The following is an 11,839-nucleotide window of genomic DNA, read 5'->3' on the forward strand; positions in this document are numbered from 1 at the left end:
ACGTATGTCAATTTGGAGTCTGCCGTGCAGCAGCGTCGAACCCGGGCCGAAATGATCGAAGAAACACGTGCCAAGCTGCTTGCGGCTGCACGGCAGGCTTTTGCCACCCATGGCTACGCCCACACATCCATGGACGACTTTACGGGTGAAGCCGGCTTGACGCGGGGCGCGCTCTACCACCACTTCGGCAGCAAGCAGGGCCTGTTGATTGGGGTGATTGAACAGATCGAAGCCGAGGTCACCGAACGCCTGGATGCCGTATCCCAAGCCGCGCCCACGCTGTGGGAAGGCTTTCGCCAGCGCTGCCGCACCTACCTGCAACTGGCGCTGGAACCTGAGATCCGGCGAATCATTCTCCAAGACGCCCGCGCAGTCCTGGGCGACGTGCCCCAGACCGCCCAGTCCATCGGAATCGCGGCACTGGAAAACGCGCTGCAACGGCTGATCGACGAAGGCACGGTGACTCCGTCGCTGCATGTCGGAGCCATGGCGCGCATGCTTTACGGCGTGGTGACCGAGGCCTCCTTCTGGATCGCAGAACCCGACGGAGACCCATCCGAGCGGCTGACTCAGGCACTGGAAGGGCTGGACCGACTGCTCGGCGGCCTTCTCACCCGTCCCGACACCGCTATCGCTATCGCTTCCGCTTCCGCTTCGATGATGGACGGCACCCCATGAGATGGCACAACACCTCGCAAAGCTTCGGGAGCCTCGCGAAATTCTTCCACTGGACGAGCGCCGGTGCGTTCATCGGGGCTTACCTGGTCGTTTACTACGTCATTTGGTTCATGGATGACATGGCGCCTGAAGCCCTGCCCGTGCTGAACATCCACTGGGTGCTCGGGCTCATCGTAGGGTTCCTCGTCATACCCCGGCTCTTATGGCGCGGGTGGGACGCGCAGCCGGCGCAACCGCCCGGCTCGCGGTGGGAACACGCGTTAGCCCATGCCGCGCACTGGGGGCTTTACGGATTGCTGATCGCAATGCCGTTGACGGGTTACCTTGGGACAGGCGCACCAACCAATTTCGGGCTCTTCACGCTCGCAGGGTTCAACGAGACCGCCTTGTTTCACTGGATCAGCCACACGTTCGCGTTGGGCTGGGACGCGTTCGAAGCGCCAATCGATGCCGTTCACCATTTCATCGGCAAGTACATCGCTTGGCTGGTGGTGCTTGTGCACGTGGTGGCAGCGCTGTTCCACCATGGGGTGCGCCGTGACAACGTGCTGAAGCGAATGCTGCCTGGTGGTTAAACGACGAGTACCAAGCCCATGCTCTATTGAGACTCCAGCGTAGTCACCGCGCAGCGATAGAACATTCACCCCCCGCCAGGGCCGTTGGCTCAAGCAAAGAGATTGCGCTCCGCCTGGATGGCAACTACCAAACGGTCGAGTTCGGACGTGGAGTTGAAAAGTGCAGGCGTGACGCTCATCACCGGCTCGGAGGCCAGGCCCGACTTGGCTACTACGAGAATCCGATGCCGAGCCAAAAAGTGCGCCTGCGCTTCACGCGCCTGCTCCATCGTGCGCAGGTCACGCAGGCGGAATGCGCTGATGGCGCTGTAGTTTCCAGCTTCCGTCGGCAGCATGAGTTCGACACCCGAAACGTCGGCAGCGGTGCACTTTCGCACCTTGCCGATTTTTCGGCCTGATCTATCCAAATCACGCATCGTGCGGACCGGGTGCCCTCAGACCAGCAAGCCTCACTCCACCGTGACGCTCTTCGCCAGGTTCCGCGGTTTGTCCACGTCCGTCCCTCTGGCACACGCCGTGTGGTACGCCAGCAATTGCAGCGGCACCACGTGCAGCAGCGGCGAAAGCGGTCCGTAGTGCTCGGGCATGCGGATCACGTGCAGGCCTTCGCCGCTTTCGATGCGCGTGTCGCCGTCCGCCAGCACATACAGCACGCCGCCTCGGGCGCGCACTTCCTGCATGTTGCTCTTGAGCTTTTCCAGCAGCGTGTCGTTCGGTGCGACAGTCACGATGGGCATGGCGCTGGTGACCAGGGCCAGGGGGCCGTGCTTGAGTTCACCCGCCGGGTACGCCTCGGCGTGGATGTAGCTGATTTCCTTGAGTTTCAAGGCGCCTTCGAGCGCGATGGGGTAGTGCAAGCCGCGGCCCAGAAACAGCGCGTTTTCCATGCGGGCGAAGTCTTCGGCCCAGCTGATGATCTGGGGCTCGAGCGCCAGCACGGCCTGCAGCGCGACGGGCAGGTGGCGCATGGCTTTGAGGTGCTCGGCTTCCTGCTCTTCACTCAGGCGGCCGCGCGACTGCGCAATCGCGAGCGTGAGCAGAAACAACCCGGCCAGCTGGGTGGTGAAGGCCTTGGTCGAGGCCACGCCGATTTCGACGCCGGCCCGCGTGATGTAGGCCAGCTTGCATTCGCGCACCATGGCGCTGGTGGAGACGTTGCAGATCGTCAGCGTGTGCAGCATGCCCAGGCTTTGGGCATGGCGCAGCGCGGCCAGCGTGTCAGCCGTTTCGCCGGACTGGCTGATGGTGACGACGAGCGCGCGCGGGTTCGGCACGCTGGTGCGGTAGCGGTACTCGCTGGCCACTTCCACCTGGGTGGGAATGCCGGCGATGGATTCCAGCCAGTACTTGGCCGCGCACCCGCTGTAGTAGCTGGTGCCACAGGCCAGGATGAGCACGGAGTCGATGTCCTTGAACACGCGCCAGGCCGCGGCGCCAGGCTCGCCGTCCGCACCAGGCGCACCGTCGAACAACTCGGGCACGATGCCGCGCACGCCTTCCAGCGTGTCGGCGATGGCGCGGGGCTGCTCGAAGATTTCCTTTTGCATGTAGTGGCGGTACGGGCCCAGCTCGGCCGCGCCGCTGTGCGCCTGCACCGTGCGCACGGGGCGCCGGTTGGTGTCCAGCGGTTGCCCGCCCTTGCCCACGATCCAGTAGCGGCCCAGTTGCAGGTCCACCAGGTCGCCTTCTTCCAGATAGACGATCTGGTCGGTCACGCCGGCCAAGGCCATGGCGTCGCTGGCCAGGAAATGCTCGCCCTCCCCCACGCCCAGGATGAGCGGTGACCCGGCCCGCGCGCCCACCACGCGATGGGGCTCGTCCTTGTGGATGACGGCGATGGCATACGCGCCATGCAACTGGGTGACGGCAGCCTGCACGGCCTGGAAGAGGTCGCCGCTGTAGTGGCTGTCCACCAGATGGGCGATGACTTCGGTGTCCGTCTGGCTGGTGAATGCATAGCCGCGCGCCTGCAAGGCAGCGCGCAGTTCTTCATGGTTTTCGATGATGCCGTTGTGCACCAGTGCCACGCGGCCCAACCGCAGGGGCTCGTCCGCCGCAGGCTCAGCGCCCGTGCCATGGCTGAAGTGGGGATGTGCGTTGTGCACTGCCGGCGCACCATGCGTGGCCCAGCGGGTGTGGGCGATGCCGGTGGCGCCTTCGACCTGTTCCGTGCTCACCTGCTCCAGCAGCTCGGCCACGCGGGCCGTGCTGCGGGCGCGGCGCAGGCCGCCGGTGCGCGATGCCCCCAGGCTGGCATCGTGGATGGCCACGCCGCAGGAGTCGTAGCCGCGGTACTCGAGCCGCTGCAGGCCCTGCACGAGGATGGGAACGATATTGCGCGTGGAAACCGCGCCGACGATGCCGCACATGGTCATCTCCTGAGGAATTTGGATGAGCGATGGTAGGCAGAGCTTCAAGAAATATCTCTATATTTTTAAAACAATATAAGAAATTAAATTTCACCAAATGATGGTAGAGAAATTAAATTCCATAAAATACATTCCTATGGATTCATTATTTCTCGACGATATCGACCTGCAGTTGCTGGATGCGCTGCAAAACGACGCCACGCTCAGCAATCAGGCGCTGGCCGCACAAGTGCGGGTGTCCCCTCCGACGTGCCTGCGGCGAATCAAACGCCTGCGGGAATCCGGAGTGATCGAGCGGGAGGTGGCCCTGCTGCAGCCCGACGCACTGGCGCGGCACCTGGGCCATGGCATCACAGCGATCGTCGAAGTCACGCTGGACCGGCAGGACACCGACCGGCTGGCAGCGTTCGAACAACGCATGCAGCCTGAAGACGCCGTGCAGCAGTGTTACCGCGTCTCGCCGGGGCCGGATTTCATCCTGGTGGTGTATGCGCAGGACATTCCCGACTATCTGGCGCTGGCCCAGCGGCTTTTCTCCAGCGACGGCAACGTGCGCAACGTGAAGGCATTCTTCAGCCTGCAGCGCAGCAAGTTCTCACCGAAGGTGCCATGCGTTCGTCCCGACGCGGTGGATCGCACGGGCTGACGCTGGCACGCCTGAGATGCAGCTGAGAAGCGGCTGAGAAGCGGCTGAGAAGCGGCTGAAGCCGTCAGTCACACACCGCCGGCAACACCACGCGCACCGTGCAGCCTTGCTGCGGCACCGCGCTGATGTCGATGGTGCCGCCCATGCGCGTGACCAGCCGCCGGCAACGCGCCAGCCCGAGCCCCAGGCCGTCGAACTGGCTGACCGGATGCAGCCGCTGAAACACCTGGAACAGCTGGCCCGCCTGCGCAGCGGCAAAGCCCGCGCCGTTGTCCTGCACAGTGATAGCGATGTGCTGCTCACCCTGTTTTTGAGCCTGCACAACGATGCGTGGCGGCTGCGCGCCGCGTGAAAACTTGAGGGCGTTGTCCAGAAGCGCCAGCAGCACGTCGTGCAGCCAGCCGGCATCGGCCCACACCATCGGACAGGCATCGGCCGACGGCAAATCCCACTGCACGGAGCCGGGCCAGTCAGCGGTCGCAGCTGCGGTTTTTTGCGGTGCCGCCGCAGCGGCAGCCAGGGCGGCGGCCATTGCCTTGTGCAAGGCTGGCCCGAGGTCCAACGGGCCTGGTAAGACTGGCGCGGAGCCGATGCGCCCCAGCTGGATCAGGCCGTCGATCATGCTGCCCAACTGCTGGCCGGCCTGCGCGATGGTGTCCAGGAACTGCAGCGCTTCGGGATCGGCATTGCTCTCCGCCACGGTTTCGCGCGCCAGCCGGCCATAGGCCAGGATGTGGCGCACCGGCGCGCGCAGGTCGTGCGACACGGCGCGCAGAAAGGTTTCCTGCTCCTGCCGCGCGGCTTCCAGTTCGGCCTTCAGGCGCGCCACCTCGTCGGTCGGCAAAGCGCCCAGGCCGCTCTGTGGATCGCTGTGCGGGCCGTCCATGGCTCAGGCCTTGGGCGCCTTGGCGGGGCGCTTCCAGTTCTCGATGATCACCTGCCGGCCGCGCGCCACGCTCAAGGCCCCGGGCGGCGCATCCTTGGTGATGGTGGAGCCACCGCCCACCGTGCCGCCGGCGCCGATGGTCACCGGCGCCACCAGCACGCTGTTGCTGCCGATGTGCACATCGGCTTCGATGACGGTGCGGAACTTGCTGGCGCCGTCGTAGTTGGCGGTGATGCTGCCGGCGCCGTAGTTCACCCGCTCGCCCACCGTGGCATCGCCCAGGTAGGCCAGATGGTTGGCCTTGGCACCGTCGGCCAGCGTGGAATTTTTGACCTCGACGAAATTGCCGATGTGCACCTCTCGGCCTAACTGGGCGCCGGGGCGCAGGCGGGCGAATGGGCCGACCAGCGCGCCCGGACCCACCTCGACCCCCGCTTTTTCGCCATCGATGTGCGTATAGGGGTGGATCACCGCGCCCGCCGCGATGGTGGCGTTGGCGATGCAGCAGTGCGCGCCGATCTGCACGCCCTCGCCCAGTTCCACATGGCCGGTGAAGATGCAGTTCACGTCGATTTCCACATCCTGCGCACAGACCAGGCGGCCTGGCACGCCGGTGCGCACATCGTCGCGCAGGTCGAAGCGCGCGGGGTCGGCCAGGCGCACGCCCTGCTCCATCAGCGCCGCGGCCTGGCGGGCCTGGTGCGCACGCTCCAGTTCGGCCAGTTGCAGGGGGCTGTTCACGCCGGCCACCTGCAGCGCATCGGTGATGCGGTGCGCCGCCACGGGCACGCCGTCGGCAACGGCCATGGCGACGATGTCGGTCAGGTAGTACTCGCCCTGCGCGTTGTCGTTGCGCAGCCGGGCCAGCCAGCCGGCCAGCCGCCGCGCCGGCACGGCCATGATGCCGCTGTACACCTCGGTGATGGCGCGCTGGGCCTCGGTGGCGTCCTTGTGCTCGACGATGCCCTGCACGGCGCCAGCGGCATCGCGCACGATGCGGCCGTAGCCCGTCGGGTCCGGCAGCGCCACGGTCAGCAGCGCCAGGCGCTCGTGCGCCGAAGCCTCCACCAGGGCCCGCAAGGTGGCGGCCTGCGTCAGGGGCACGTCGCCCGACAGCACGACCACCGTGCCGTCGCCAGTCAGCGCCGGCATGGCCTGCTGCACGGCGTGGCCGGTGCCGAGCTGCGGCTCCTGCCGCGCGAACTTCAGGTCGAACCCGGCGCCAGCGCTCGGCACTCCTGCGACGGCCGCTTCCACTTCCATCGCCCCATGCCCGGTGATCACGACCACGCGGCGCGCCTGCAGGCTCGCGGCCTGGTCCAGCACATGGCGCAGCAGCGGCCGTCCGGCCAGGCGCTGAAGGACTTTGGGGGTGCGGCTTTTCATGCGCGTGCCCTTGCCCGCCGCCATGATGATGATGTCCAGTGCTGTCATGTAGGGTCCGTTCGGTTGCGGCCGCGCGGCACGGCGACCGGCGGCCCTGGAAGAATCCGCCGATTATCGGCGCCAGGCCTGCTGCAGCCTGATTTTTAGGTTGCTATTGAATTAATAGCACTGCTCCCTAGTGCTTATTGCGCTGGAGGCCGATTCGGCTAAAACATCAAAGCAGAGGCACAGGCCGCGGAATGGCGTCGTAGTACTCGGCGATGCGGGCCAGCGCCCGCGGATTGATGATGCGCAGCCGCCCGGCCGAAATCTCGTGCAGGCCCAGTTGCGACAGCCGCCGCAGCGTCTTGTTGGTGTGCACCAGCGACAGCCCGAGCGAGTCGGCGATGTGCTGCTGCGTGATGGGAAATTCGACCGTGCCGTCTTCGGACAGGCCCAGGCGGTCGAGCCGGCGATACAGGTGCATGAGCAGCATGGCCACGCGCTCGGTGGCATTGCGCCGGCCGGTGGTGAGCAGGTTGTCGTCCACCATGCCCTCGCCCCGCGCCGCCAGCCAGGTCACGTCGTAGCCCAGGCGCCCGTGGTCACGGAACAGCGACCACAGCCCCTCGGCCGGAAACACGCAGAACGCGCAGGCGGTGACGGCCTCCACGCCGTGCATGGCGGTTTCGCCGAACTCCTGCTGCAGACCGAGCAGGTCGCCGGGCAGCAGAAAGCCAAGGATCTGGCGGCGCCCGTCGGAGAGCGTCTTGTACCGAAACGCCCAGCCGGTGTAGAGCGTGTAGAGCTTGCCGTTGGGCTGGTGCTCCCGGATCAGCGTGCCGCCGGCTGCAACGGTGGCCGTGCCGCACCGGAAATCGTCGATGAACCGCAACTCCTGCGGCGACACGGCGGTGAAAGCGGAAGTGTTATTGCGCAACCGGCACGCATCGCAGTGGCGCGGAATCGTGTGCGCCAGAGATTCAGAAGCAAAGTCCACGCTCATAAAGGCGAATCGGTAAGAACTGGTGGGCGGCGATTCTAGGCAAACCAGGGCATTTCGCCCTATGTCTTTTGACATTGTGCGCGGCGCGCCACAGGCCTAGATTCAGTGCACCAATGCCCATTGACTTTCCGCCCTATGAAGTTCTGTACGTGAGCAACTTCGCCCCCGGCCAGCCCCTGAGTTCGATTGCCGCCATCGCAGCCCGATCGCGCACCACCAACGCATCGCGCGGCATCACGGGCCTGCTGGTGTTCGACGGCCTGCGGTTCTGCCAGCAGCTCGAAGGCCGGCAGGAAAACGTGCTGCCGCTGGTGGAGCGCATCCGCCAGGACCCGCGCCACACCGATGTCGCGGTGCTGCACCATGGACCGCTGGCAAAGCGGCGATTTCGCAACTTCAGCCTGGCGTTCAGCACGCTGGAAGAAGCGGACGCCCTGGAGCGCCTTCGGGAGTTGAAAGGCACCGCCGCCGTGGCGGCCTTCAAGGCCCTGCCGATCGAACTGGAAATGTGAAGAAGCGAGAGGAAGCGAGAAGTGGACGGCGGCCTTGAAAGCCGCTGTCCGCGTGCCGAAGGGGTGTGCCGGCGTTGCGTGGAAAAATGCCATGACTCTTTCCACAGACCCATTCAAAAGGCCTTCAGCACCCTGACGCTTCCTGTAAGAAGGAAGAGAGGGTTGCCGCTCCCGCTGGCGGGGAGCGGCGCGCCAGCCTCAGGCGCAGCAGGCGTCGCCTTGCGTGGCCGGCGCCTGCACCGAGCTTTGCGCAGAGCGAACAGCGCTGGACGCGCTGAAGCGGTACTGCACGCCGTCGCGCCCGAGCGGTTCGATCACGGCATGCTGTCCAGCCGCGACCCACAAGGTCTGGCCAGCGTTGAGGAACACGTCCCCAGCCGCCATGTCGCGCTCGCCGTTGGGGCCGTCGTCCAGCGTGACCCAGGCATGGCCCGACATGATGCGCAGCGCCATCGGTGCGCGGGGGCGCAGGCTGTGCGCACGGCCATTGGCCAGCGTGCAAATGTCTTTCGCCTCACCGCGAGGCAAGACAGCGGATTGTTGAAATTTCAGAACATTTGAAGCGGTCATTTCTTTCTCCTGGAAAACCCTAGCGATGTGCCTATGATGCTTCTGGGCCCAACGCACCGTCCAATGAAAACGCCTTTGTCGATTCATGCCGCGTTCACATCAATGCGGAACGGTGGCCTGATCTATTCGCATTGCGCATCAATGCAAGCGCGAGGCGCTGGCGGAACAGCCTTCCAGCGGCGCCCTGCAGCTCACAGCACCAGCCCTTGCACCAAGCGGCCTGCGGCGCCGGCCGCACCACGCAGCGCCTCTAAAAGGTCGGCCCAAGGCGCCGCCACGCCGCCAGCCCATGCCTCGGCGTGGATTCGTACTCGGGCCGGCAACGGGTCCCACCGAAAGCGAACTCCAGCCCCGTCCTTCAAAGAAGAACACGTCCCTGCCCGGCTGCGATGCCAGGGTTCGAGCACGACATGGGAGCCTGCTTCGACAACATATGCATCCCCTTCTGAAAGGAATACGTCCTGTGCGATCGCACCTGCCTTTGCAGCGACCGTGACCCACACGCCGCCATGCTCGATGCGCAACCGTGCCCGCTGGATGGGGCGCAGGCCCAGGGCGCGGTGCGGCGGCAACGTCCAGCACCCGGCAAGCTCTCGAGCAGCCTTTGCATCCAACTCGGATTGTTGCGATTCCAGAACGGGATGGTTTCTCATGGCGGGCTCCTCGAACGGCCTACAGGGTTGACTGGCCTGGATATTCAAGCCTTCACCCCTTCCCGGTCCAATGAAAACCCGGTGATAATTTAATTCCACCAGCACATCAATGCATGCCATGAATCTGCCTGCACCCATCACCCATCTGCGCACGCGGCCCGTGGCGGTCGGCCACTGGCGCGCCTTTCTGGCGGTGGCCCGCCACCTGAACTTCCGGGCGGCGGCGGAAGAGCTTTCGCTCACCCAGTCCGCGGTGAGCCGCCAGATCCAGTCGCTCGAAGAAGAAGTGGGCGTGCCGCTGTTTTTGCGCCACACCCGCGCGGTGGAACTGACCAGCGCCGGAGCACAGCTGCAGCGCGCGGTGGCGCCTGCGCTGGAACGCATGGACGCCTGCGTGCGCCTGGTGCGCCAGACGGCCGGCCGCAAAAGCGTGGCCATCACGACCTGGGCGAGCTTCGCTTCGATGTGGCTCATTCCGCGCATGGAGGAGTTCCAGCGCGACAACCCCGACATCGACATCCGCATCGACGCGAGCGATGTGGCCGTGGACCTGGAAACCGCCGACGTGGACCTGGCCCTGCGCTACAGCCTGCCCAGCGCCAGCACGCAGGGCTCGCAGCGTTTGTTCGGCGAACAACTGGCCGTGGTGGCAAGCCCCTGGCTCATCAAGAGCAACCCGCCCATCCGGGGACCCGAGGACGTGACCCGCTACACGCTCATCGAAGCCGGCGATGCGCACCGCACCATGCACCTCGAATGGCTGACCTGGCGGCGCTGGTTCGAACTGAACGGCAAGAAGACCCTGCAGCCCAAGCGCTGGCTGTATTTCAACTACGCGCACCAGATCGTGCAGGCCACACTGGCCGGCCAGGGGCTGGCCCTGGCGCGCATGCCGCTCATCGCCGATGCCCTGGCGTCGGGCGACCTGGTGGAGGTTCTGCCCGGCTACCGGCTCGACTCTCCGCTGGCGTACTGGCTGCTGGTGGGGCCACGCAGCGGGCAGCGGCCGGAAATCCGGGCTTTCTGCGCCTGGCTCACCTTGCAGGCCCAGGCCACGCGCGAGGCCATCGGCGACGTGCCCGATCCGGACCTGAGCGACAACCTCGATTGAGACGGCGGACCTCAAGCGCCCGTCCCGCCAAAACTGAGGCCGCCATCGGGCGAGCCTCAGTGGGTGAAATGGAAAAACTTAAGGGTCAAGCGCTGAGCGTCACGCGGGCGAACTTGCGCTTGCCCACTTGCAGCACGTAAGTGCCCGCTTCCAGTTTGAGCCCCTTGTCGCCGACGACGCTCCCATCCACCCGCACGCCACCGCCTTCGATCAGGCGGCTGGCCTCGCTGCCGGAAGGCGCCAGGTTGGCCTGCCGCAGCAGCGCGCCGATGCCCAGCGGAGCGCCTGCCAGCGCCACCTCGGGAATTTCATCGGGCACGCCGCCCTTGCTGCGGTTGATGAAATCCGCTTCGGCCGCATCGGCCGCCGCCGCGCTGTGAAAGCGGGCGGTGATCTCCTTGGCCAGCATGACCTTGGCATCCTTGGGATTGCGGCCACCCTCCACTTCGGCCTTCAGCGCGGCGATCTCGGCCAGCGTCTTGAACGACAGCAGGGTGTACCAGTCCCACATCAGCGTGTCGGAGATGGACAGCACCTTGGCGAACATGGTGTTGGCATCTTCGGCAATGCCGATGTAGTTATTCTTGGATTTCGACATCTTGTCGACGCCGTCCAACCCCACCAGCAGGGGCATGGTGAGCACGCACTGCGGCTCCTGGCCGTATTCCTGCTGGAGGTGGCGCCCCATGAGCAGGTTGAACTTCTGGTCGGTGCCGCCCAGTTCCAGGTCGCTTTTCAAGGCCACCGAGTCGTAGCCCTGCATGAGCGGGTAGAGGAATTCATGCACGCTGATCGACTGGCCGGTGGTGAAGCGCTTGTGGAAATCGTCGCGCTCCATCATGCGGGCCACCGTGTACTTGGCCGCCAGCTGGATCATGCCCGTGGCGCCCAGCGGCTCGCTCCATTCGCTGTTGTAGCGAATCTCGGTCTTGGCCGGGTCCAGCACCATGCTGGCCTGCTTGTAATAGGTTTCCGCGTTCACCCGGATCTGCTCGGGGGTCAGCGGCGGGCGGGTGCTGTTGCGGCCGGAAGGATCGCCGATCAGGCTGGTGAAATCGCCGATCAGGAAGATCACCTGATGGCCCAGATCCTGTAACTGCCGCATCTTGTTGAGCACCACCGTGTGGCCGATGTGGATGTCCGGCGCCGTGGGGTCCAGGCCCAGCTTGATGCGCAACGGCACGCCCGTCGCCTCGGAGCGCGCCAGCTTCTTCACCCACTCATCGCGGGGCAGCAATTCTTCGACGCCCCGCAGAGACACCTCAAGCGCCCGTCCTACACCATCGGACATTGGGAATGTTGTAACAGCAGATTGATTCATAAGGGTTTTTTTGGGGGTTTCCGGGGCGCTCGTCGTTATACTCCGGCCCACATTTGCAGTGGCGGATTCTAGTGGTCCTGCCGCTTCGGCCTCTTGCACCGAATGGCTGCAACCTGACTGACAAGCTCGTGCGTTCCGCCCCGCCGG

General features: G+C 65.3%; 13 protein-coding genes. 5 read left to right on the forward strand and 8 right to left on the reverse strand.

Translation table 11 applies throughout. The features are described 5' to 3' along the window. Positions 1-51 precede the first annotated feature (51 nt). Together BLT03_RS18610 and BLT03_RS18615 are read left to right on the forward strand one after the other, a co-directional pair. Positions 52-678, forward strand: a complete 627-nt coding sequence (locus BLT03_RS18610) for a TetR/AcrR family transcriptional regulator (RefSeq protein ID WP_175537803.1) — start codon at positions 52-54, stop codon at positions 676-678. Beyond that, positions 675-1,253, forward strand: a complete 579-nt coding sequence (locus BLT03_RS18615; protein WP_092745264.1) for a cytochrome b — start codon at positions 675-677, stop codon at positions 1,251-1,253. The genes BLT03_RS18610 and BLT03_RS18615 overlap by 4 nt, the downstream gene beginning before the upstream one ends. 89 nt (positions 1,254-1,342) lie before the next feature. Here BLT03_RS18615 and BLT03_RS18620 read toward each other — a convergent pair whose 3' ends face one another. Both BLT03_RS18620 and glmS read right to left on the reverse strand, forming a co-directional pair. After that, positions 1,343-1,669, reverse strand: a complete 327-nt coding sequence (locus BLT03_RS18620; protein ID WP_139160447.1) for a hypothetical protein — start codon at positions 1,667-1,669, stop codon at positions 1,343-1,345. 33 nt (positions 1,670-1,702) lie between these two features. Then, positions 1,703-3,622, reverse strand: a complete 1,920-nt coding sequence (glmS, locus tag BLT03_RS18625) for a glutamine--fructose-6-phosphate transaminase (isomerizing) (protein ID WP_092745370.1) — start codon at positions 3,620-3,622, stop codon at positions 1,703-1,705. 136 nt (positions 3,623-3,758) lie between these two features. Between glmS and BLT03_RS18630 the strand changes: the two genes are divergently transcribed. Further along, positions 3,759-4,268 carry an Lrp/AsnC family transcriptional regulator gene (locus BLT03_RS18630; protein WP_092745266.1) on the forward strand — a complete coding sequence of 170 codons (510 nt, stop codon included), beginning with the start codon at positions 3,759-3,761 and terminating at the stop codon, positions 4,266-4,268. A 64-nt stretch (positions 4,269-4,332) separates the two neighbouring features. On the opposite strand, the gene BLT03_RS18635 is transcribed toward BLT03_RS18630, so the two are convergent. The 3 genes from BLT03_RS18635 to BLT03_RS18645 form a co-directional block, all read right to left on the reverse strand. Next, entirely contained in the window at positions 4,333-5,154 is an 822-nt protein-coding gene (locus tag BLT03_RS18635) for a sensor histidine kinase (RefSeq protein WP_092745267.1), read from the reverse strand. A 3-nt stretch (positions 5,155-5,157) separates the two neighbouring features. Continuing rightward, complete coding sequence (glmU, locus tag BLT03_RS18640; protein WP_092745268.1) at positions 5,158-6,588, reverse strand: bifunctional UDP-N-acetylglucosamine diphosphorylase/glucosamine-1-phosphate N-acetyltransferase GlmU; 1,431 nt, start codon at positions 6,586-6,588, stop codon at positions 5,158-5,160. Positions 6,589-6,754: 166 nt separating this feature from the next. After that, positions 6,755-7,525: a Crp/Fnr family transcriptional regulator gene (locus tag BLT03_RS18645; RefSeq protein ID WP_092745269.1), complete on the reverse strand. Its 771-nt coding sequence runs from the start codon at positions 7,523-7,525 to the stop codon at positions 6,755-6,757. A 113-nt stretch (positions 7,526-7,638) separates the two neighbouring features. Between BLT03_RS18645 and BLT03_RS18650 the strand changes: the two genes are divergently transcribed. Beyond that, positions 7,639-8,037 carry a BLUF domain-containing protein gene (locus BLT03_RS18650; protein ID WP_092745270.1) on the forward strand — a complete coding sequence of 133 codons (399 nt, stop codon included), beginning with the start codon at positions 7,639-7,641 and terminating at the stop codon, positions 8,035-8,037. Between the two features lie 198 nt (positions 8,038-8,235). Here the strand turns inward: BLT03_RS18650 and BLT03_RS18655 are convergent, their stop codons facing one another. Both BLT03_RS18655 and BLT03_RS18660 read right to left on the reverse strand, forming a co-directional pair. Beyond that, a complete protein-coding gene (locus BLT03_RS18655; protein ID WP_092745271.1) occupies positions 8,236-8,607 on the reverse strand; it encodes a DUF2917 domain-containing protein in 372 nt (123 codons plus the stop codon). A gap of 191 nt (positions 8,608-8,798) precedes the next feature. Continuing rightward, positions 8,799-9,380 carry a DUF2917 domain-containing protein gene (locus BLT03_RS18660; RefSeq protein ID WP_175537804.1) on the reverse strand — a complete coding sequence of 194 codons (582 nt, stop codon included), beginning with the start codon at positions 9,378-9,380 and terminating at the stop codon, positions 8,799-8,801. Here BLT03_RS18660 and BLT03_RS18665 point away from each other — a divergent pair. After that, positions 9,379-10,371: a LysR substrate-binding domain-containing protein gene (locus BLT03_RS18665; protein WP_175537805.1), complete on the forward strand. Its 993-nt coding sequence runs from the start codon at positions 9,379-9,381 to the stop codon at positions 10,369-10,371. The genes BLT03_RS18660 and BLT03_RS18665 overlap by 2 nt on opposite strands. Before the next feature lie 85 nt (positions 10,372-10,456). Here BLT03_RS18665 and tyrS read toward each other — a convergent pair whose 3' ends face one another. Further along, positions 10,457-11,692, reverse strand: a complete 1,236-nt coding sequence (gene tyrS / locus BLT03_RS18670; RefSeq protein WP_092745274.1) for a tyrosine--tRNA ligase — start codon at positions 11,690-11,692, stop codon at positions 10,457-10,459. Between the last annotated feature and the right edge of the window lie 147 nt (positions 11,693-11,839).

Origin of the sequence: Paracidovorax valerianellae (assembly GCF_900102625.1) — a bacterium.
Taxonomy (GTDB): domain Bacteria; phylum Pseudomonadota; class Gammaproteobacteria; order Burkholderiales; family Burkholderiaceae_C; genus Paracidovorax; species Paracidovorax valerianellae.